General features: G+C 41.9%; 20 protein-coding genes. 18 read left to right on the top strand and 2 right to left on the bottom strand.

The annotated features are described in order from the left end of the window. The first annotated feature begins 32 nt into the window (after positions 1-32). The 12 genes from RV13_RS05475 (at position 33) to RV13_RS05420 (ending at position 12,904) form a co-directional block, all read left to right on the top strand. Positions 33-1,334 (top strand): pyrimidine-nucleoside phosphorylase, encoded by a 1,302-nt coding sequence (locus RV13_RS05475; RefSeq protein ID WP_010745233.1) that lies wholly within the window; start codon positions 33-35, stop codon positions 1,332-1,334. 62 nt (positions 1,335-1,396) lie between these two features. Beyond that, a complete protein-coding gene (gene deoC, locus RV13_RS05470; RefSeq protein ID WP_010745234.1) occupies positions 1,397-2,059 on the top strand; it encodes a deoxyribose-phosphate aldolase in 663 nt (220 codons plus the stop codon). Between the two features lie 17 nt (positions 2,060-2,076). Beyond that, complete coding sequence (locus RV13_RS05465; RefSeq protein ID WP_010745235.1) at positions 2,077-2,469, top strand: cytidine deaminase; 393 nt, start codon at positions 2,077-2,079, stop codon at positions 2,467-2,469. A 59-nt stretch (positions 2,470-2,528) separates the two neighbouring features. After that, positions 2,529-3,626, top strand: a complete 1,098-nt coding sequence (locus tag RV13_RS05460; RefSeq protein ID WP_060789276.1) for a BMP family lipoprotein — start codon at positions 2,529-2,531, stop codon at positions 3,624-3,626. A gap of 213 nt (positions 3,627-3,839) precedes the next feature. Continuing rightward, positions 3,840-5,375 carry an ABC transporter ATP-binding protein gene (locus RV13_RS05455; RefSeq protein ID WP_192926093.1) on the top strand — a complete coding sequence of 512 codons (1,536 nt, stop codon included), beginning with the start codon at positions 3,840-3,842 and terminating at the stop codon, positions 5,373-5,375. After that, complete coding sequence (locus RV13_RS05450) at positions 5,368-6,498, top strand: ABC transporter permease (RefSeq protein WP_010745238.1); 1,131 nt, start codon at positions 5,368-5,370, stop codon at positions 6,496-6,498. Before RV13_RS05455 ends, RV13_RS05450 begins: the two co-directional genes overlap by 8 nt. Next, on the top strand, positions 6,498-7,451 hold the full coding sequence (locus tag RV13_RS05445; RefSeq protein WP_010745239.1) for an ABC transporter permease: 954 nt from the start codon (positions 6,498-6,500) through the stop codon (positions 7,449-7,451). The genes RV13_RS05450 and RV13_RS05445 overlap by 1 nt, the downstream gene beginning before the upstream one ends. 429 nt (positions 7,452-7,880) lie before the next feature. Continuing rightward, positions 7,881-9,053 carry a phosphopentomutase gene (gene deoB / locus RV13_RS05440; RefSeq protein WP_010745240.1) on the top strand — a complete coding sequence of 391 codons (1,173 nt, stop codon included), beginning with the start codon at positions 7,881-7,883 and terminating at the stop codon, positions 9,051-9,053. Between the two features lie 25 nt (positions 9,054-9,078). Next, positions 9,079-9,897: a purine-nucleoside phosphorylase gene (locus tag RV13_RS05435; RefSeq protein WP_010745241.1), complete on the top strand. Its 819-nt coding sequence runs from the start codon at positions 9,079-9,081 to the stop codon at positions 9,895-9,897. Between the two features lie 51 nt (positions 9,898-9,948). Next, on the top strand, positions 9,949-10,656 hold the full coding sequence (deoD, locus tag RV13_RS05430) for a purine-nucleoside phosphorylase (RefSeq protein ID WP_010745242.1): 708 nt from the start codon (positions 9,949-9,951) through the stop codon (positions 10,654-10,656). Between the two features lie 98 nt (positions 10,657-10,754). Further along, a complete protein-coding gene (locus RV13_RS05425; protein WP_010745243.1) occupies positions 10,755-11,507 on the top strand; it encodes an alpha/beta fold hydrolase in 753 nt (250 codons plus the stop codon). Between the two features lie 209 nt (positions 11,508-11,716). Beyond that, entirely contained in the window at positions 11,717-12,904 is a 1,188-nt protein-coding gene (locus RV13_RS05420; protein ID WP_010745244.1) for an iron-containing alcohol dehydrogenase, read from the top strand. 27 nt (positions 12,905-12,931) lie between these two features. Here RV13_RS05420 and RV13_RS05415 read toward each other — a convergent pair whose 3' ends face one another. Further along, positions 12,932-13,942: an acyltransferase family protein gene (locus RV13_RS05415; protein ID WP_010745245.1), complete on the bottom strand. Its 1,011-nt coding sequence runs from the start codon at positions 13,940-13,942 to the stop codon at positions 12,932-12,934. Between the two features lie 116 nt (positions 13,943-14,058). Between RV13_RS05415 and RV13_RS05410 the strand changes: the two genes are divergently transcribed. The 4 genes from RV13_RS05410 (at position 14,059) to RV13_RS05395 (ending at position 17,918) form a co-directional block, all read left to right on the top strand. Further along, positions 14,059-14,931, top strand: coding sequence for an alpha/beta hydrolase fold domain-containing protein (locus RV13_RS05410; RefSeq protein ID WP_010745246.1), 873 nt, complete (start codon positions 14,059-14,061; stop codon positions 14,929-14,931). Between the two features lie 179 nt (positions 14,932-15,110). Further along, a complete protein-coding gene (locus RV13_RS05405; RefSeq protein ID WP_010745247.1) occupies positions 15,111-15,725 on the top strand; it encodes a TVP38/TMEM64 family protein in 615 nt (204 codons plus the stop codon). A gap of 79 nt (positions 15,726-15,804) precedes the next feature. Further along, entirely contained in the window at positions 15,805-16,758 is a 954-nt protein-coding gene (locus tag RV13_RS05400) for a Gfo/Idh/MocA family protein (protein ID WP_010745248.1), read from the top strand. A gap of 410 nt (positions 16,759-17,168) precedes the next feature. Beyond that, complete coding sequence (locus RV13_RS05395) at positions 17,169-17,918, top strand: MerR family transcriptional regulator (RefSeq protein WP_010745249.1); 750 nt, start codon at positions 17,169-17,171, stop codon at positions 17,916-17,918. A gap of 269 nt (positions 17,919-18,187) precedes the next feature. On the opposite strand, the gene RV13_RS05390 is transcribed toward RV13_RS05395, so the two are convergent. Beyond that, the gene (locus RV13_RS05390; RefSeq protein ID WP_060789275.1) at positions 18,188-19,696 is read right to left on the bottom strand and encodes a helix-turn-helix domain-containing protein; all 1,509 of its coding nucleotides are present in this window, start codon (positions 19,694-19,696) and stop codon (positions 18,188-18,190) included. A 448-nt stretch (positions 19,697-20,144) separates the two neighbouring features. Between RV13_RS05390 and RV13_RS05385 the strand changes: the two genes are divergently transcribed. Together RV13_RS05385 and gad are read left to right on the top strand one after the other, a co-directional pair. Next, complete coding sequence (locus tag RV13_RS05385) at positions 20,145-21,623, top strand: amino acid permease (protein WP_010745251.1); 1,479 nt, start codon at positions 20,145-20,147, stop codon at positions 21,621-21,623. 35 nt (positions 21,624-21,658) lie between these two features. Further along, on the top strand, positions 21,659-23,035 hold the full coding sequence (gene gad / locus RV13_RS05380; protein WP_010745252.1) for a glutamate decarboxylase: 1,377 nt from the start codon (positions 21,659-21,661) through the stop codon (positions 23,033-23,035). Positions 23,036-23,063: the final 28 nt, after the last annotated feature.

Here is a 23,063-nt window from a genome sequence, read left to right as displayed (position 1 = left end):
TATAATATCTTTTGAAGCTTGGAGGAAAACCTATGAGAATGGTAGATTTAATCGAGAAAAAGAGAGACGGAAAAGTCCTGTCAAAAGAAGAACTGGACTTCATTATTGGGGGCTACACGGACGGAAGCATTCCTGATTATCAAATGAGTGCCTTGCTGATGGCTATTTTTTACCAGGACATGACAGACGAGGAAATCTCTCATCTGACTTTAGCTATGGCGAATTCAGGTGACATCATTGATTTGTCTTCTATCGATGGCATCAAAGTGGACAAGCATTCAACTGGCGGTGTCGGAGATACAACAACATTGGTTCTAGCTCCCCTTGTGGCAAGTGTTGGTGTACCAGTAGCGAAAATGTCTGGAAGAGGACTTGGCTTTACCGGTGGGACCTTAGATAAGTTTGAATCTATTCCTGGCTTCAAGATCGAACTATCGGATCAAGAATTTATTGATATCGTGAACAAGAGCAAGGTTGCGGTCATTGGACAGTCAGGGAATCTGGCTCCAGCGGATAAAAAGCTTTATGCGCTGCGTGATGTGACTGCGACTGTTGATTCGATCCCATTGATTGCCAGCTCGATCATGAGTAAAAAAATTGCGGCTGGAGCGGATGCGATCGTCCTAGACGTAACTACCGGCGATGGAGCTTTCATGAAGGATATCGAAGACGCGAAACGCTTAGCGAAAACAATGGTACGCATCGGAAAATTAGCAGGTCGTCAAACAATGGCTGTTATTTCAGATATGTCTGAGCCATTAGGTGAAGCAATCGGCAACAGCTTGGAAATCGTTGAAGCGATCGACACGTTAAAGGGAAATGGTCCAGCGGATCTTACGGAAATGTGCTATGTCTTAGGTAGTCAAATGGTTGTATTAGCGAAGAAAGCAGAAACCTTGGAAGAAGCTCGAGGAATGCTGGAAGAAGCGCTTCATTCTGGCAAAGCCTTAGAAAAATTCCGTGAGATGGTCAAAGATCAAGGCGGCGATACAAGCGTGATTGATCAAACCGAAAAAATCTTAACCGCTAAGTACGAGATCGAACTGCCAGCGAAAACGTCTGGTTATGTAACCAAACTAGTAGCCAATGAAATCGGAATTGCAGCCATGCTGTTAGGTGCAGGACGCAAAACGAAAGAGGACGATATTGACCACGCAGTAGGCATCAAGCTCCACAAGAAAATTGGGGATAAAGTAGCTGTAGGGGAATCCTTATTAACCATTTATTCAAATTCCAAGGAAATTGATGCGGTGGAAAAATTACTTTATCAAAATATTTTCATCGGAGATACGCCAAAAGAACCTATTTTAATCCACGATATCATTACGGAATAAGTATTTAAAACTTTTTTATAACAATAAAAAATATATTATAATAAGAGAAGCGAGGATTAGACATGGAAATAAATCGAATGATCGACCACACCATTTTAAAAGCAGACGCGCAAGCAGCAGATGTAATGAAAATTATTGAAGAGGCTAAGAAATATCGCTTCTACTCTGTTTGTATCAACCCTACCTGGGTAGCGCTTGCGGCAAAAGAATTACAGGGTGAACCTGTTGCCGTTTGTACCGTGATTGGCTTCCCTCTTGGAGCGAACACAACAGAAACAAAAGCTTTTGAAGCAGCCAATGCTATTGCTAATGGTGCGGATGAAGTCGATATGGTTATCAACATTGCCGAGCTAAAAGACGGCAACGACGAAAAGGTTCAAAAGGATATTGAAGCCGTAGTGGCGGCAGCAAAAGATAAAGCATTAGTAAAGGTGATCATTGAAACGTCTCTTCTTACTAATGAAGAAAAAATCAAAGCCTGCGAATTAGCAAAAGCTGCAGGAGCAGATTTTGTGAAGACATCGACTGGGTTTTCAACGGGTGGAGCAACAGTGGAAGACGTCCGCTTGATGCGTGAAACAGTGGGACCTGAAATGGGTGTCAAGGCTTCCGGCGGTATCCACAACGCGAAAGAAGCCGAAGCAATGATCGAGGCAGGCGCAACGCGTTTAGGAGCCAGCTCAGGGGTTGCTATTATGAACGGACTATCCGGTACGGGGTATTAAGATCGGAGGACCATTGAATGAATAAACAAGAATGGATCGACATCGCAATCGACGCACTCGACAAAGCGTATGTCCCATATTCTCACTTTCCCGTAGGCGCATGCCTTGTAACGAAGGAAGGGAAAACTTACCAAGGACTTAACATTGAGAACGCCTCTTACGGCTTATCCAATTGTGCGGAACGCACAGCCATTTTTAAAGCAGTATCGGAAGGCGAAAGAGAATTTAGTCATTTAGTTATTGCGGGACACACACCAGAACCTATCTCACCATGCGGCGCATGCCGTCAGGTTATGGCAGAATTTTGTGATCCAGCGATGCCAGTAACCTTAGTCGGTGACAACGGTGTAGTTAAGGAAATGACCGTTGAAGGCTTACTGCCGTATACCTTTACTGACAAAGATTTATAAACCATGTTCATTCAGTCGCAGGACTGTTGAAAAAAACATATTTAGGGGGCTTTACAGAAATGAAAAAAGCAAAATTATTTGGCCTAGGTACCGTGACAATGGCAGCGTTGCTGACTTTAGGAGCTTGCGGCGGCGGAGGCGGCGGTTCAACTGATTCTTCAGGTGGAGCGGCTAAAGACGATGCGAAACACAGCGTAGCAATCGTAACAGACATTGGTGGAGTGGACGACCGTTCATTTAACCAAAGTGCTTGGGAAGGTCTTCAAGCATGGGGTAAAGAACACGATATCAAAAAAGGTACTGGCGGATATAACTATATCCAATCAAACGATGCTTCTGAATATGAACAAAATATTTCACAAGCTGTTACTAACGGATTCAAAACAGTCTTCGGGATTGGTTACTTGTTAGCTGACCCAATCTCAGCAGCAGCAGATCAAAATCCAGATACAAACTTCGTTATCATTGACTCAGTGATTGAAGGCAAAGACAACGTCGCTTCAGCAACATTTAAAGACCAAGAAGCAGCTTACCTAGCAGGTGTAGCAGCTGCTGAAACAACAAAATCAAATAAATTAGGTTTTGTTGGTGGTGAAGAAGGTGCCGTAATCGACCGTTTCCAAGCTGGTTTTGAAAAAGGTGTAGCGGATACTGCTAAAAAATTAGGCAAAGACATTTCTGTAGATGTACAATATGCGGCTTCATTTGGTGATCCAGCGAAAGGGAAAGCTTTGGCAGCGAACATGTACAATGGCGGAGTAGATATTATCTATCATGCTTCAGGCGGTACTGGTCAAGGGGTCTTCTCAGAAGCGAAAGCGCGTAATGAAAAAGCGGATGAAGCGGACAAAGTTTGGGTTATCGGTGTAGATAGCGACCAACAAAAAGAAGGCGAATATAAATCTAAAGACGGTAAAGAAAGCAACTTCTGTTTAACTTCAACACTTAAAGGTGTAGGCGCAGCGGTTCAAGATATCTCTACTCGTGCATTAAATGATAAATTCCCTGGTGGCAAACACTTAACATTCGGTTTGAAAGACGGCGGTGTTTCTCTAACTGACGGATTCCTTTCTGATGAAGCAAAAGATGCTGTCAAAGAAGCAAAAGATCAAGTTTCTGCTGGCGACATCAAAGTTCCAGAAACTCCTGAGAAATAATCATTCAGGTGACCATAGTCTCCAACTACGCGAGGCTATGGTCCTCTTTTAAAAAAATACAATTTGAATAGAAGCCTTCTTTTTTTAGCCAAGTCACAGCCTGTGCTAGATTTGGCTAAGGGAAGAACGCCCTTAACGTTGCAATGTTTTGTCAGGTTTGAAAAAGCGATAGGATGTGAAAAGAAAGTGACAGAAGAACAATATGTCATTGAGATGCGCAATATCACCAAGCAATTTGGCACGTTTAAAGCAAATGACAACATCAATTTACAGATCCGAAAAGGCGAAATCCATGCACTTTTAGGTGAAAATGGTGCCGGTAAATCGACACTGATGAATGTTTTGTCAGGGCTATTGCAGCCAACTTCTGGTGAGATTTTGATGGATGGTCAGAAGGTTGATATCTCAAGTCCAACTAGAGCCAACCAACTAGGAATCGGGATGGTCCATCAGCATTTTATGTTAGTGGATGCCTTCACCGTTACAGAAAACATTATTTTAGGCAGCGAGCCGAAGAAGAACGGCATGCTAGATCAAAAGAAAGCCAAGGCTGAAATTCAACGGTTATCCGAAGAATACGGCTTGAAGGTGGATCCAGACGCGTATATCCGTGATATTTCAGTAGGGATGCAGCAGCGGGTTGAAATTTTAAAAACGTTATACCGCGGAGCCAACGTTCTGATCTTTGATGAACCAACCGCAGTATTAACACCGCAAGAAATTGATGAATTGATCACCATTATGGAAGGGTTAATCAATGAAGGAAAATCAATTATCTTGATCACCCACAAATTGGATGAAATCAAAAAAGTTGCGGATCGTTGTTCGGTTATTCGTCGGGGACAATACATAGGAACGGTCGATGTGAAGGATGTCAGTTCACAGCAATTGGCCGACATGATGGTTGGACGTTCTGTCTCATTTAAGACAGACAAGGTCCCAGCGAAACCAGGGGAAGTCGTTCTTTCGATCAAAGATCTAGTTGTTAAAGAAAGTCGCGGAATAGAAGCGGTTAAAAACTTGTCGCTGGATGTTCATCGCGGTGAAGTTGTCGGAATTGCCGGGATTGATGGCAATGGACAGACAGAATTGATCCAAGCGTTAACGGGCTTGCGAAAAGTCGAAAGCGGAACAGTCACCATTAATGGAGAAGACGTAACAGGCAAAGCACCACGCCAGATTACTGAAACAGGTGTTGGTCACGTACCAGAAGACCGTCATAAATATGGATTGATCTTGCCGCTGCCATTATCTGAGAATATCGCTTTGCAATCTTATTATCATGCGCCATTTAGTAAAAATGGTATTTTGAATTACGGTGAAATCGATCGCTACGCGAAACGCTTAATCGAAGAATACGATGTGCGGACAACTGGTGAAAAAGCGCCGGCAGCTTCTCTGTCAGGTGGGAACCAGCAAAAGGCGATTATCGCTCGTGAAGTCGATCGTGATCCAGATTTACTGATCGTCTCTCAACCCACTCGCGGACTTGACGTCGGGGCGATCGAATATATTCACAAACGTTTGGTGGAACAACGCGACAAACAAAAAGGTGTGTTACTAGTAAGCTTTGAGTTAGATGAAATTTTGAATGTCTCTGACCGTATCGCGGTTATTCATGCAGGGGAGATCGTTGGTATCGTAGATCCGAAAGAAACTTCTGAAAACGAGCTTGGTTTATTGATGGCCGGCTACAGTTTAGAAGAAGCGCGAGCAGAATTAGCAAAGGCTGGTGAGACAAATGAATGATCGCTCAGAAAAAATTAGAAATATATTAGTACCGGTTATCTCAGTTATTTTAGGATTTATTCTTGGTGCCATTTTGATGGCGGTATTTGGTTTCAATCCGATTGAAGGCTACAATGCGATGTTTAGCTCGGCGTTCCAGAGCAAGATGTCGATTGGTGAAATCTTAGTTGGTGCTGGACCATTGATCTTTACCGCATTAGGGTTTTCAGTTGCCAATTCCGCTGGATTCTTCAACGTTGGGCTTTCTGGTCAAGCGTTATGCGGATGGGTGGCAAGTATCTGGGTGGCTTTAAGCATGCCGGATTCACCAAAGATCGTTGTTTTAACTCTAGCAATTGTTGTAGGTGCTTTAGCCGGAGCGGCAGCCGCTGCGATTCCAGGTTTATTGCGGGCCTTCTTTGGAACAAGTGAAGTTATTGTTACAATTATGATGAACTATGTGATCCTATATGTAGCCAATCATATTGTCAATCACGTGATGTCTCCAGATGTTATCTCAAACAAAGGGGTTACTAAAGCTGTTGGCTTGAACGCTTCTTTAAGAGAACCTTGGTTGACCAATCTATTTGGCGGTTCACGTGTCAATATGGGGATTATTCTAGCGTTAGTCTTCCTAGTGCTTGTATGGTTCTTAATGAAACGTACAACCTTAGGATTTGAAATTCGTTCTGTTGGCTTGAATCCTTTCGCATCAGAATACGCTGGGATGAGCAGCAAGCGGACGATTGTCATTTCGATGATTATTTCTGGCGGATTGGCTGGTCTTGGTGGCGTTGTTTACGGTCTAGGAACCTTCATGAACTACTTTGTTCAAGGGTCATCACTCAGCATCGGATTCGATGGTATGGCGGTTTCGCTATTAGGAAACGGCAGCTCTGTCGGTATCCTATTATCGGCATTGCTGTTCAGTATTTTAAAACTTGGCGGACAAGGGATGCAGTTCTCAGGTATTCCGAGTGAATTAGCCAATAGTGTAATTCCGTTGATCATCTTCTTCGTAGCGATCAATTACATCGTACGTGTGGGTCTTGCAAAAGTAATGGGCGGTAAAAAAGAAGTAGAAACTGTCCAAGAAATAGAGAGTGCTCCGAACGAAGAATCTGAAAAAGGGGGCAAAGTCTAATGAATATGGATTTATTAGCTTCAATTATTGCTCAGACACTTGTGTACTCTGCACCGTTAATTTTAACTGCACTTGGCGGGGTGTTTTCTGAACGAAGCGGGATCGTTAACGTTGGTTTGGAAGGAATCATGGTTGCCGGTGCCTTCAGTTCTGTGGTATTCAACTTAGCTTTTGCGGATCAGTTCGGTGCGATGACACCATGGCTGGGCGTTTTAGTCGGCGGTCTAGCAGGAATGGCATTCTCACTGCTGCATGCAGTAGCGACAGTCAACTTCCGTGCGGATCATATCATTAGTGGTACTGTAATGAACTTATTGGCGCCGCCATTAGCGATTTTCTTGATTAAAGTAATCTATGGAAAAGGTCAAACAGATACCATTCAACAGCAATTCGGGTACTTTGATTTTCCAGGTTTGAGTAAAATCCCAGTACTAGGCGAGTTGTTCTTTAAAAACACTAGCTTACCAGCGTATTTTGCGATTTTAGTCGCAGTAATTTCTTGGTTTGTCATTTTCAAAACGCGCTTTGGTTTACGTTTACGCTCTGTTGGTGAAAATCCTCAAGCAGCGGATACGTTAGGGATCAATGTTTACGCATTGCGCTATTCAGGAGTCTTGATTTCCGGCTTCTTAGGCGGAATGGGCGGAGCAGTCTTTGCACAATCCATCGCGGGACGTTTCGCGGCAACAACCATCGCAGGACAAGGATTCATTTCATTAGCAGCGATGATCTTTGGTAAATGGAATCCGTTAGGTGCTATGGGAGCCGCAGTGTTCTTCGGCTTTGCACAAAACTTGAGTATCGCAGGGTCTAATCTGCCGATCATCTCACAAATTCCAGATGTGTACCTGCAATCAGCACCATACGTATTGACGATCATCGTACTGGTTCTCTTCTTAGGAAAATCAGCCGCACCAAAAGCCGATGGCGTCAACTACATCAAATCAAAATAATTCTTTTGTTATTAAAGGGTGGGACTATGGGACAGCGTTTCTTAGTCACGCCCTTTTTGCGAGTTCCACTTCGCGCTTTAGCGCGATTAGTGGAATCGTATGCGTACGAAAATAAAACTCATTTTTCACGGGTTTAGAAAAATTATTTCATCTACAATGAGTTAGCTTATTTTGACGCGCTGTTTAGTTGGATGGTATGCGTGATGAGAATCAGATTAACTTTTTCGGTTTTTGAAAAAGTTATTACATTAAAGCGAATTAGCTGCAAGTCCAGTACGCACTAACACAATGGCTTTTAGTTTACGGGACTTTAAGAACCCAATATACTAAAGCTGAGTTGAAAATTTAGTAGTATCTTAGTTTTGTTAAATTTATAAGCGGGTCTTGTTCTGCTTATTAGATATAAATCAATAGAAAGAGGGAATAGAAATGTTTAAGCGTATTCACTTAGTCGTTATGGATTCTGTCGGTATCGGAGAAGCACCGGATGCTGAAAAATTTGGAGACGTTGGTTCGGACACCTTGGGTCATATTGCTGAAGAAGCTGGATTGAATATCCCGCATTTGGAACAGCTTGGACTTGGAACCATTCGTCCATTGAAGGGCGTAAAGGATGTCGCTGATCACGATGGCTATGCAACAAAATTAGAAGAAATTTCTGTTGGTAAAGACACGATGACAGGTCACTGGGAAATTGCTGGGTTGAATATTCAAACCCCATTTCGTGTTTTCCCAGAAGGCTTCCCGCAAGAATTGCTAGATAAAATCTCTGAGTTTTCTGGTCGTGGTATTATTATGGGAGCCAACAAACCCTATAGCGGAACAGAAGTCATCAAAGATTTTGGGGAAGAGCAGATGAAGACAGGGGATTTGATTATCTACACTTCAGCTGACCCAGTGTTGCAGATTGCTGCTCATGAAGAAATTATTCCGTTGGATGAACTTTATAAGATTTGTCAATATGTTCGTGATATTACGAAGGATGATCCTTACATGATCGGTCGAATTATTGCTCGCCCGTATATCGGCGAACCTGGTGACTTTACTCGGACTAGCAATCGTCACGACTATGCTCTTGATCCATTTGGTAAGACTGTTTTGGATTCATTGAAGGACAACGGAAAAGACGTGATCGCCGTTGGTAAAATTAATGATATCTTTAACGGACAAGGAATTACAGATGCCGTTCGCACGAAGAGCAACATGGATGGCGTTGATAAATTATTAGACGTAATGAAAAAAGATTTTACAGGTTTGAGCTTCACGAACTTAGTTGATTTTGATGCGTTGTTCGGACATCGTCGGGATGTGGTAGGCTATGCTCATGCAATCGAAGAATTTGATCTTCGCATTCCAGAAATTTTAGATGCGATGCAGGATGATGATTTATTGATGATTACCGCTGATCACGGAAACGATCCAACCTTCACAGGGACAGACCATACCCGTGAATACGTTCCATTCTTGGTTTACAGCAAAAAAATGGCGGCACAGGGGAAATTACCACAAGGTTATTACTCAGACATCGCTGCGACAATCGCGGAAAACTTTGATGTGCCAGCTACTGAAAATGGCGAAAGTTTCTTAAAATTATTGAAATAAAAATACTCAGAAAAAGGAGCATTTTATGACAGACGTACAAGAAAAAATCCAACAAACAGCCAGCTACATTCAAGACAAAGGAGTAGCGGATGTCGCCTTTGGTTTGATCTTAGGATCAGGACTAGGCGAACTAGCAGAAGAAATCGAAAACCCTGTTGTGATCCCGTATAACGAGATTCCACATTTCCCTGTTTCAACAGTGATTGGCCATGCCGGGCAATTAGTTTATGGACAATTAGCTGGAAAAAATGTGTTGGCGATGCAAGGACGTTTCCATTATTATGAAGGGAACACGATGGAGACAGTGACTTACCCTGTTCGCGTGATGGCGGCCTTAGGAATTCACTCAGTTGTCGTAACAAACGCGGCTGGCGGTGTAAATGAAGGCTTCCAACCAGGCAACTTGATGCTGATCACAGACCATATCAACTTTATGGGAACCAATCCATTGATCGGACCAAATGATGAAAACATGGGCCCTCGCTTCCCAGATATGAGTGCGGCTTATACGAAGGAATATCAAGAAAAAGCACGAGAAGTTGCAGGCAAATTAGCGATTGATCTGCAAGAAGGCGTGTATCTTGGAATGACAGGTCCAACCTATGAAACCCCTGCGGAAATTCGCATGGCTCGCACGATTGGCGCAGATGCGGTCGGTATGTCGACGGTTCCAGAAGTTATCGTAGCGGCTCACAGCGGTATGAAAGTTTTGGGTGTGTCTTGTATTACCAACTTAGCGGCTGGTATGCAAGCCAACTTGAACCACGCGGAAGTAGTGGAAACCACAGAACGTGTCAAAGAAGACTTCAAGAAATTAATCAAAGAAACACTAGCGGTTCTATAAAACGTTTATTAATATAATAGACATAATGATAATTGATCGAGGAGGAATACAATGAGCGTTCATATTGAAGCAAAACAAGGTGAAATTGCGGATAAAATTTTACTGCCGGGAGATCCATTGCGAGCAAAATTTATCGCGGAAAATTTTTTAGAGGATGCGAAATGTTATAACAACGTGCGAGGCATGTTAGGTTATACTGGAACTTACAAAGGCGAACGCGTTTCTGTCCAAGGGACAGGGATGGGCATGCCTTCTGCTGGAATCTATGCGCAGGAGCTGATTCAATCTTACGGGGTGAAAAAATTGATCCGTGTGGGAACATGCGGCGCATTGTCTAAAAACGTTCATGTCCGTGATTTGATTATTGCTCAAGGGGCAGTGACGAGCTCGTCTATGGTGGAAAAACATTTTCCAGGTTTCCACTTTGCGCCGATCGCAGATTTTGATCTGATGATGAAGGCTTATGAAGTGGCGAAGGAAAAAGGCTTTACGACCCATGTTGGAAATGTGTTGTCAGAAGACACCTTCTACAAAGATGATTTAGCTCCAACCTTTAATTTGGCTGAATACGGAGTAATGGGTGTTGAGATGGAAGCAGCGATCTTATATTACTTAGGGGCGAAATTCCATGTTCAAACACTAGGCATCATGACGGTCAGCGACCACATGGTAACGGGTGAAGAAACAACTTCAGAAGAACGCCAAAATACCTTTAAAGACATGATGTATGTAGGATTAGAGACATTAATTGCAGAATAAATTTTTAGTACCGCCCTTTTATCTCATGAAGGGCGGTATTTTCGTGTATTTTCGAAGGACTAGGTATAATGAAGGAAAGACTGAATGGGAGGCACGAAATGAAAGTAGTGGTACGAAAACGCATGGTAGGGAATATTCCTTTGCTGGAAGTTGTGGCAGAGGATAAAATCTATGAACCGCTGCCGTTGATCATTTATTACCACGGCTGGCAGACGGCGAAGGAACTTGTGTTGACGCAGGGGCGAAAATTAGCGGCGCAAAATTTTCGGGTCTTGCTGCCGGATGCGGCCAATCATGGCGAACGTAAAACAAAAACGTCGGAGATTCCTTCATTGACTTTTTGGGACAGTATTCAAACGAATCTTTATGAGTTTGGTTATCTAGTTGATTACTTTGAAAATCTGGGATTGGTGAGGGATAAAATCGGTGTAGGTGGTATCTCGATGGGCGGGATCACGACTTGCATGCTTTTGACACAGCATCCAGAGATCAATGTAGCAGCCTGTGTGATGGGGTCTCCTGCACCAATCAAATATCGCGAACAGATTGCCATGCATGCTGGCGAATTAGGCTTCTATTTACCAAAGGATTACCGAGAGTTAACCTCTTGGCTAGAAAAGTATGATCTATCTTTAGCGCCTGAAAAAATTGCTGGTCGCCCGGTCTTCTTTTGGCATGGCACAGAGGATGAAAAAGTTCCCTATCAGCATACCGCGGATTTTATCAAAGCGAATCCTCAAGATAATATTACGTTCGTTAGCGCAAAGGAGCGCCATTTTGTTCAGATCGCGACAATGGATCAGATCACAGATTTTTTTGTGTCTAACTTGGAAAATATTGAGGGAAGATAGTTTCCTTCTGGAAAACTTTGGCTTATGATAATGAATAGAGGCAAACAACGCTATCTGATCTGCTGGTCGCAGTTTGTTTCGAAAAGCGCCCAAATATTACTATAGCAATTTAAGGCTCAACGTATTAATAAAATGGTCTATGGCTAGAAGATAAGAGTGATTTTTCCTAGGAAAAATTAGATCTTTAATATGAATATGGAGGAATTTAAATGGAAAATTTTGATTTTCATGTAACGACGGATATTCGTTTTGGTAAGGATCGTTTGTCTGAGCTCCCTGAAGTATTGAATCAATATGGTAAACGAGTACTGATCGTTTACGGTGGCGGCAGCATCAAGAAGATCGGCTTATACGATAAAGTGATGGAGCAGTTAAAAGCAAATGGCAACGAAGTCTTTGAATTAGCTGGGGTAGAACCGAATCCACGAGTGGAAACCGTCCGTCGTGGAGCAGAAATTTGTCGCAAAGAAAATGTTGATGTGATCTTGGCTGTCGGCGGCGGCTCAACGATTGACTGTGCGAAGGTAGTCGCTGCGGCCACAAAATTTGATGGCGATGCCTGGGATTTAGTATTACAGCGTCGGAAATACCAAGGTGGCGCCTTGCCATTAGTAACGATTTTGACATTGGCTGCGACAGGTAGTGAAATGAATAGTGGCGCAGTGATTTCGAATCTTTCAACGCATCAAAAACTAGGTACCGGCAGTAAAGCAATGCTGCCAAAAGTTTCTTTCTTAGATCCGCAAAACACCTTTAGTGTAAATAAATATCAAACAGCGGCAGGTTCCGCGGACATCATGAGTCATTTGATTGAAAATTATTTCAAACGGACAGAGGGAACCGACGTACAAGATTCTGTTTCAGAAGGCTTGATGCGTTCAGTGATTAAAAACTGTCCGATTGCCCTGAAATATCCGGAAGATTATGATGCACGGGCTAATTTGATGTGGGCGAGCACGTTAGCTTTGAACGGGTTGACTGGAAACGGCAAGCCAGGTGCTTGGTCTTGTCATCCGATGGAGCATGAATTGAGTGCCTTTTACGATATCACTCATGGTGTCGGCTTAGCAATCTTGACACCACGTTGGATGGAATATGCTTTGAATGATGAAACAGTTGATAAATTTGCGAATTTCGCATGGAATGTTTGGAATGTAGAAGAGAAGGTTCCAATGTTGGCCGCACGTATCGGTATCCAAAAATTATACGATTACTTCAAAGCCTGCGGAATTCCAATGACATTACCAGAAGTAGGAATCAATGAAGAAAAATTCGATGAGATGGCCAAACAAGCGGTAGCTCACAGTACTATAAAAACCGATGCTTTCGTTCCATTGGATGAAGCGGCGGTAAAAGAAATCTACATCGCATGCTTAACTGAAAGCAATTTTGAGTAATAAAATAGAAGAAATAAAAACGGCGGCTCATGACGAGTCGCCGTTTTTGTTTGGCATAATAAAATGTAAAATTCGAGAAAGTGTTTTCCGCAGAATCTCTGTTACTTTAGGATGTGATAGCAGATAAGTGATAAACCCACTGCCTGCTACTAAGAGAATTAGATGAAGGACAGCATTATCTTCAAATTGCGTAAATTCTACTAATGGCGCCACTAGGTAAACATGAAGTAAATAAATAGCCAAAGTGCGCTGTCCCCATGCAGTGAAAAAGTGTGGCTTATTATTGACGAGAGCCAGAAAGACGAAGATGAACGCAAAGCCAATGCCGTATAAAAAGATGATCGTCAATAGGTTTTGCAGTAAAGGGACGGGAAAGAAGGCGTAAGCTCGATCTCGCCATAAAAGTTCTGGTGGCAAATTATTCTTTGTCCAAAAGAAGGCGGTCACTAGCCCAAAAAGAATGATCCCTATACTGATTATTTTTCTGAAGGGAGTCTTGCGTACTCGAGAGACTAACTCGGGAGTGGTGAAATACCCCGCTAAGAAATACGGCAAAAAGCCTAAGGTTCGTGCCATCGCCATATAGGTTCCAAACTCAGTTAAAAAACCAGAGAAAATACCGATAATAAAACTTAAAATTAAGATTCTTCGTACTTTTACGAGGTCTGGTAGCAATAAACGCCAGATAAACATACAATATAAATACCAAAGGGTCCATCCTGGACTCAATATCATAAACTGATCGATTTTACCAATGGCCAGCATAATTAGGGTCAAAATTAAATTTAGCAGCAAATAAGGGACAAGGAAAGTCTCCACTGCGGTGGAACGACCCTTCTTCAGATTTTTTGAGAAATAACCGGAAATAAAGATAAATACCGGCATGTGGAATAAGTAGATGAAGACGTAAATAAACTCGCCAACCTTGTTATCTAAACGAAAATATTCCAATGCGTGCCCCAATACTACGAGTAGGATCAAGATGCCGCGAATATTATCGTAAAGGTATTCGCGATTCGGTTTTGTGATTGTGGACACCTCCTTTAGATTCCGTTATGCTTAAGAGGCAGACTGCGATAGCCCACCGTGTCTATTGTAGCACGAAAAGACGAATTCTATGCGATGATATAGGAATTTATTTGGAGGATACAGCGATGCGCTATTCAGCAAAATTTGTAAAAAATGTTTTTAAAGTAATCAATATGAAAAAACTGGTGGGAGCAACAATGGTCGATCCGCCGAAGCGAAGACGATTAATCAGCCGCCAGCTTTCGCAAACGGATATTCCGCAAAAGATTTCAGAAATTGACGGACATCAACTGATTACGTTATTTCCTGGCCATCCCACAAGACGTCATGTGTTCTATTTACATGGAGGCGGCTATGCGTTGGAGGCGTCACCTTTTCATAAGGAAATTCAGGAGCGGTTTGTCAAACGGTATAATTTAAAAGTAAGCTATTTTGATTATCCGTTAGCGCCAGAAAATACAGCGGAAAAAACAGTTCCATTAACAGAGAAGGCGTTTCGACAATTGACTTACTTATACCCTGATGACTGCTTTTTCTTATTTGGTGATTCAGCCGGGGGCGGCTTAGCGATGAGCTTAGCCCAGCATCTGCGAAATATCGATTTGCCGAAGCGGCCCAAAAAGATTGCTTTGGCATCTCCGTGGCTGGATGCTTCGTTAAGCGATCCCCGTTCACAAGAATTACAGGAAAAAGATGTATTATTAGAAAAAGACCTGCTGGCAGAAGCCGGTGAGAATTACGCGGGAGAGCTTCCTTTGACCGATCCGATGGTTTCACCGATCTATGGAAATTTTGATCAGCTGGGTAAATTATTCGTGGTGGCAGGAACCGATGAAATTTTGTATCCCGATGTTTTGCGTTTGCAGGATCGAATCAAGCGCAGCAAAGGAACGACGATGCAGCTTGAGGTTGTAGAAGGTATGATGCATGATTTTGTCGTTTACCCATTAAAAGAATCGCTCCCGTTTGTTGATCAAATCGGTGAGTTCTATCAATAAGCCAGTTTTACTACCTATTTTTAGTAGGTTAGTAAAATGGTTCGCGTGAAGACGACTGAAATCATGTTTCATGATTTTAGAAAAATGATTTCTTCAATAGGAATTAGCGTCAATCAAGTACCGCGCGCGAAAATAATTATCTAAATTACACACTTATGCACTTGATAAGGAGGGGAAGGATGGCACAAAAGTCGCGGACACGCGCGCCTTGGCAGCAGAAGGTAATCCAAGTATTACCGATTGTTGGCTTGGCAGCGTTTATTCTGATATTAATCTATATCCGGCGATCCGGTATGTTTGGTTCGGTGGCGGATTTGCAGCATTTTATTAAAAATTTTGGGAGTTTCGCTATTGCGGCGTTTATCATCGTCCAAGCGATCCAGCCAATCATCCCTTTTCTGCCTGGTGGTTTCGCAACAATCGTCGGGATGCTGATGTTTGGCAATATCCCAGGTATTTTGTATAGTTATATTGGACTAGTCATAGGAGAAGTCGGCTTATTTTTATTGGTCCGCCGCTTTGGTCCGAAGTTTGCTCGTCTTGTATTGTCGGAGAAAAATTATGAAAAATTTGAAACGACCTTGCAGGACCACACACAGGATATTAAAAAATTATTGATTGTCTGTTTTATTTTCCCCTTTTTGCCAGACGACTTGACGTGTTTGGTTGCGGGGATGACGGATCTCTCTTTTCGGGAGTATCTCAAGATCATCTTGATTTTTAAGCTGTGGTCAGTAGCTTCCTATGGATACTTCTGTTTGTTCGTTTTGAATAAAACGATAGCTGGTCTTTAGTAAATAGTGAGAATATAAAAAACGGAAGGAGCTGGTTTTTTCAATCAGTTCCTTCCTTGTTCATGGAGGGAAAAAGAATATGATTCGTTATGGTATTTTAAGTACGGCGCAGGTCGTTCCTCGTTTCGTGGCGGGGGTGAAGGAGAGTCATGAGGGTGAAGTGACCGCAATCGCTTCTCGCGGCATCGAAAAAGCGCAAAAGATGGCGCAGGAACTAGAAATCCCTGCGGCTTTTGGCAGTTATGAGGAATTGTGCCAAAGCGAAGCGGTCGATATTGTTTATGTAGCTGTTTATAATAAAGGCCATTACGATGCCGCGAAGTTGGCGTTACTGAATAATAAACATGTGCTATTAGAAAAGCCCTTTACGATGACGCTGGAACAAGCAAAAGAGCTATTTGTGATAGCGAAAGAACGCAAGCTATTTTTGATGGAGGCTCAAAAAGCTCTCTTCTTACCGATCACCAAACAAATTCAACAGGTTATTCAGGCTGGGAAGATTGGTGCGATCCGCTGGCTGGATTCCGTGACCGCTTATCCCAACATTGACCATATTTCATGGTTTCGCGATTTGAGTGCAGGTGGCGGCGTTTTTCGTGGAGCGGGGACCTATCCGTTAGAGTATATGCAGCATCTGCTGGCAGCGTCACCGAATGAGTACAAGGGGACATTGGTGTTCCCAGAAGGACAATCCGACGCACAGGCGCAAGTAACGCTAAACTTTCCTGAAGGTGTTTTAGGCACTATTTTCTTAACGGTTGATCTAGATCTGCCGAAGCGAATGATTATCTATGGGGAAAAAGGGAAAATAATCGTTCCTGATTTTTGGAAAACTGATACGGCAGAGATTCACTACAACGATGGGGAAAAGGAAACCCTCCACAGTACCCAAAACAGTGAGTTTGTCTTTGAGGTGGAGCATGTAAATGACTGCTTGAAGCAAGGGCGCTTGGAGAGTCCTGTTGTGACGAAAGAATTGACGTTAAAAACGGTCGAGATAACGGAAGCAATTTATAAAAACAATCAAAAATGATTGTCAAAGGCTAAGCCAATGTGCTATAGTGTGTCTCATGCGACGAGTCGAGTGGATCTGAAAGATTGATCCTTCGATACCAGAGGCACATGACTTCGGTCACCTGTCGGATTTCAGGGTGTCGGAAAGAAGCTTAGTGGACGAAGAACCTTTCTATCACATGTTGATACTGGGAGAACCCCTCTTAGAATGATATTCTAAGAGGGGATTTTTGTGAATGACGCTTTTATCAGTTTAATAAGAACCGACGATTGCTTCTATCGTTTGAACTAGTTAATAAATGTGATGTTTAGCGGAATCCTATGTGTGAAAAACATTTAACTTGAGTTCGTTACTCAATCAAGTTGAAATGAGCACTTGACCTTTACGTTACGTCAAGGTGTAAGATAATTTTGTCAGGAGGTGCAGAAATGAATTATACAGTTAAACAAATGGCGGAAATCTCAGGCGTCAGTGCACGGACACTGCGATTTTATGATGAGCGCGCATTATTGAAGCCGGCTTTTCTAAGTGAGGCAGGCTACCGCATGTATACTGAAAAAGAAATTGATCGACTGCAGCAGATTCTTCTGTATCGATCGATGGGCATCCCATTAAAAACGATCAAGAAACTGGTTGACCGACCTGACGAAAAAATCGAGGACACGTTGATTCAGCAAAAGAAACAATTGCAGCAAAAACGACAAGAACTGGATCAGCTGCTGGAAACCATTGACAAAACCTTGCGTTACTATAAGGGAGAGATAGAAATGACGAATAAAGAAAAATTTGAAGCATTCAAACAAGAGAAACTAACGGAAAACGAAGCGAATTATGGTCAGGAAATCCGTGAAAAATATGGAGAAGAGGCCGTTGAAGCCTCCAATCAAAAATGGCAAAACATGAGTGAAGCTGAGTATCAAAAGATGCAAGCAACTGAAGCGATGCTAATTGAAAAATTGAGGGACTACTTAGCGGAGGAGAATCCGTCACTAGCAAAAGAAATTTATCAGCTGCATAAAGAGTGGATAAGCTTCAGCTGGAAGCAATACTCAGGAGAGGCCCATAAAGGATTAAGCGAAATGTATCTAGCAGATGAACGCTTCACACAATACTATGATGAAAAGAGCGGGACAGGAGCCACGGAGGCGTTGGTTCAGATTATACGAGAATATGCATAAAACGAAAAGATCGGGCGGCGGCTCGATCTTTTTTCGTAATAAATTACTAAAACAATCATTCTCTAATACACATAAAAAGACGATCGAATATGTCGGTCGATCGTCTTTGTCTGTTAGTTTGTTTTTTGGAAAGAGAAACTAACAGAGGTCAGTATAGCACAAAAATATTTTTTTGCCTGAGCTTGCTTTGTATGCTGGGAAGGATTTTCGTTTATTCCTTCGCCAAATGAATGAAAAGTTCGATTAATGTTCAAAATGTGTGCGTAATTTTAGTTCGATTGCAGCCGCTTCGTTTTTTTCATCATAATTTTTCGCACCATATTTTGGACATTTTTTAGATCCTCGTATTTATCCTTGCACTCTAAAAAGAGGATCGGTTTGTTTTGGCTGTTTTCGATGGGAAAATATTTGTTTGTGCTAATAATTAGATCGACGGTTTCATCCGCTAGTAAGAAACGATTCGGATCGACAAAGTGCATTTTGACCAAGCCGCCGGTACTTTTCATGAATAATTTTTTTAACCAGATAGAATTGAATTCTCCCTTTGAGTCATCGATAAAGACGGATAATTCATAGCCGGTCAAAAATTCATTGGCGATACTCAAAGCGGCGTAAAGGAAGATCGCATAATCCATTTGTGAATAAATCAAGCTATTACGCGGCTGGATAGTCTCAAAACGCAGGCGAAGATTTTCTTGAACAATCGCCATGTCTTCAGGATAAAGATTATGATGCTCACCAATCGGCACATAATTATAGAAACTTTTAAACAAGAGCCGTGTGTGGATCACATAGAGCTCTTTTTCTAATTCATCGTAGTCAAATTGGAATTGATTGAACAGCAATCCGATATTTTGAAAGAAAAACTGATTGGCTTGATAAATATTTGAATCAATTTCTTTGTGATATTTCTTCAATTCTTGGAAGAAACGATCGTTCCGATAAAAGACCATTTTTGATTGTAAAAAAAATAGCATGAAATAAAGTTCGTCTTTGAAATTCGTATAGGCTAGGACGTTTTCTTCTGTAATGAAGTGGAAGTGTTGCACGAATTTATTCCCAATCAGGATCGATTCGACGGGTAGTTCATTGTTTTCAATCTTATGATCAGATAGGTAGCGGATCAAGGTAATATCCACTAAATAATCATATTGAATCTTTGTAATAGGGTCGATTTGATCTGAAAGCAGGAAACTAAGCTTCTCAAAAATAAAGTTTTTTTCTTGGGAGCTTTGAATATTAAATGGATGACCATAGCCGCCATAGAGCTGCCAAAAAAAGCTTAAGAAAAATAAACGAATGGTCGGTTCAAGTCCGGATAATACGAGTTCGCCATTGCGAATGTGGAGGTCGATGGTGGCTTCTTTAAGAAAATCACGGATTTCGTAGACATCCTTTTTCAGGGTAGAATAGCTCAGGCTGTATTTATCCATTAACGCATTCATTGTATTTTCTTTGTTTAGTAATAGTCCTTCTAGCAGGTCAATCTTGATTGAGATGTGATAGATGGCCAAGCAAAGCTCTTTGTTTGCCGCGTAATTGGTTTGAATGATCTGGTAATTTCGCTCTGAAGTAGTCAGTGGAAAAGTGCCGGCTCGCTCCTTCACTTCATCCGACAGTACCGAAAGACGCTCTAGATATTTTGAAGTAGTCCGTTTTTCAAAACCGATTTGTTCGGATATCTCATTGATATCGTGGAAGCCGGGATTTTCTTTTAAATAGGTAAAAATAGCGAAAAGTGCCTGACTTTCAAAATCTAGTAATCGATCAATGCTCATGACTGAACGCTCCTCTTACAGTTTCTTTATGATCCTATTGCCTTCAAATTCAACAGTATAAGCTCATAGGATTAAAGAAGAGCTAGGGACTGTGTGAAAGTTGATTTAAAGATACGTGCGAGGGTTCTTTTTTGGGCGCGCTTTATTTGTGAATCATTATCATTTGCTAAGAAAATGACACGTATCATCCAAAAATTTGCAGTGAATTGCTACACAATTTAGACCTTGGGCTTTTTTTCTTAAAAAGCTTTTTTTATTGAATGAAAAGAGGTGCGGAATTCGCAGAAAGCAAAGGGTTTCTTCCATTATGATGGCAGAATTTATTTTAATAAACCTTCTAATTAGCGGATGCGAGGCAGTTTGACTTTGCTTTTTTTAAGGCTAATATGATGGCTGTAGTTCGGAAGTGCGCACTTCGATTGCAATGAATTTAAAGGATGTGTCACAAATGAATAACGAAGAGAAGAGCACCTCTTTGAGCGAACATAATCAGCTTACTGGTGTTCAGCTATTCTCAATGACTACTTCAATGGTCATGACGGTGTATGGATTTGCCGCCTTCGCTAAGCAAGGACCAACTGCATTGTTCTTCCTATTCTTAGCAGGTATTTTATGGTTTATTCCAGTTACACGTTCCGCTGGTGAAATGGCTTCAGTCGATGGTTGGAGCAAAGGCGGAATCTTTACTTGGGGACGTCACATGCTGGGGGAACGCCTTGGCTGGTCTGCACTCTTTTATCAATGGATCCATATCACTGTTGGGATGTGTACCATGATGTATTTCATCATCGGTTGTTTATCTATCACTTTCAACGTTCCAATTATTAATACAAATCCATTGTTCAAATTTATCATCATGATGGTGATCTTGTGGGGCTTGATCTTCGCGCAACAACGAGGAACCAAAATCACAGGGAAAATCGCTCAATGGAGTTTTACAATTGGTGTCATCATTCCAGTTTTCCTATTGCTGTTCTTAACCATCACTTATCTAGTGAAGGGCAATCCGATGCTGATCAAAATCAATCCGCATACGATCCTGCCATCAAGCTGGAGCGGAAATGTATTAGTTGGATTTGTTCCATTTATCTTAGCCTTTGCGGGAGCTGAAGGATCAGCGACTCACGTAAAAGACTTGAAGAAACCGTCTGTTTATCCAAAAGTCATGATGGCTTTGGCGATCTGCGCGATTGCTTCTGATATTATCGGAACAATTTCAATCGGTGCGACGATTCCAAACGCCAAGATCCAATTAAGTACAGGGATTGTTTATGCCTATGGGGCTTTGGTTCAACAATTTCCATGGGTCAATGTGGTCTTTATTGAACGTTTAATTGGTTTGTTACTGGCAATCGGTATTATCGGTGAAATCAGCAGCTGGGTTGTTGGACCAAATGCAGGGATGTATGAAGCGGCTAAAGAAGGCTACTTGCCTGAACGTTTCGCTAAAACGAATCCTTATGGTGTTGAAACGAATGTAATGATCTTGCAAGGTGTGATCGTTTCGATCATGGCCGCACTCTTAACCTTTGGTGCTGGTGGAGACAAATCGAACCTTTCATTCCAAACAGCGATGAGCTTGACTGTTGCCTTGTATACCTTAATGTATATGCTGATGTTTGTTACTTATTTAGTCTTGGTCTTCAAGCACAACGAGTTGAATCGTACGTTCCGTGCGGCAAAATCGAAAGTAATGCGTGTCATCATGGGTGTTTTAGGTTTTGTCTTATCCGCTTTTGGGTTTATTGTTACTTTCTTCCCACCAGCTGCTTACAACGCGCAACAAAAACATACGTATCTAACGTTATTACTAACAGCTTTTATCATCGTTTTCTTTATTCCGTTGATCATGTATCAATTCCATGGAAACTGGACATTGCATCATCATGATAAATCAGGAAGCGACTTACACCACCCAGTTCATTAAAAAATATAAGAGAGTATTTTAAGGAGATCTTTTAAATGCAAACAGATTATTTAGAAAGTTCATTTTTAGGAAGCAAAGAAGCTGCTCGCAGCATGCCTAAAGAAGTATTACCTGATGAGGGTATGAACCCTGACACAGCCGAGACGCTCGTCAATCATATTCGGTTGAATGAAGCAAAAGCAGACCAAAACTTGGCTACATTCTGTACCACTCAAATGGAACCACAAGCAGATCGTTTGATGTTGGGTTCACTTGAAACGAATGCGATTGACAAATCAGAATATCCAAAAACTACCGCAATGGAAAACTATACCATCAGTATGGTTGCTCATATGTGGAATATCGGTGAAGGGAAAAAATTATTCCAAGACTTCATCGGAACTTCAACAGTGGGTTCTTCAGAAGGTTGTATGTTAGGCGGACTTGCATTATTGCATAGCTGGAAACATCGTGCAAAAGCAGCCGGACTAGACATCGACAACTTACATGAACACAAACCTAACTTAGTTATCATGTCTGCATTCCAAGTTGTATGGGAAAAATTCTGTACGTACTGGAATGTCGAGATGCGGGAAGTTCCAATGGATGAAAACCATATGTCATTAAACACTGACACCGTCATGGATTATGTAGATGAAAACACCATTGGTATTGTAGGAATTCAAGGAATTACTTACACTGGCCGCGTAGATGATATTCAAAAATTAGACGAACTAGTTTCTGAATACAACCAAACAGCGAAATTACCAATTAAGATCCATGTCGACGCAGCATTTGGCGGCTTCTTCGCACCATTTGTTGATGGGTTCAAACCATGGGACTTCCGTTTAAAAAATGTAGCATCAATCAACGTTTCAGGGCATAAATACGGGATGGTTTATCCCGGTATTGGCTGGATTGTTTGGCGCGAAAATACGGAAGACTATTTACCAGCAGAAATGCGTTTCTCAGTTCCTTATCTTGGCAGCAGCGTAGACTCGATCGCTATCAACTTCTCACATAGCGGCGCACACATCGTTGCGCAATATTACAACATGATTCGTTTCGGTCGTGAAGGCTTCACAGCGATCATGAACAATGTTCGCAGCGTGTCACAACGAATCAATCAAGAATTGAAGGATCTAGGTATTTTTGAAATCATCAATGATGGTTCACAATTACCAATCAATTGCTGGAAAATCGCAGACAATGTGGAATTAACTTGGAATCTTTATGATTTAGAAGACAAGTTGAAGGAATACGGCTGGCAAGTGCCTGCTTACCCACTTCCTGTAAGTCTGGAAGATGTCACAATTAGTCGAATCGTTGTTCGCCCATCCATGACAATGGCCATTTGTGATGATTTCATTGAAGATTTGACTCGCGCAATTGACGATTTAAATCGTAATCATTTGATTCATCACGCATCTTAACATATAATAGCATCTGTTATTAAAGCCC

Source organism: Enterococcus raffinosus, from assembly GCF_001886185.1.
Lineage (GTDB): Bacteria > Bacillota > Bacilli > Lactobacillales > Enterococcaceae > Enterococcus_A > Enterococcus_A raffinosus.
Note: the sequence above shows the minus strand (reverse complement) of the source record. Positions and strands in the feature narration are given on the sequence as shown.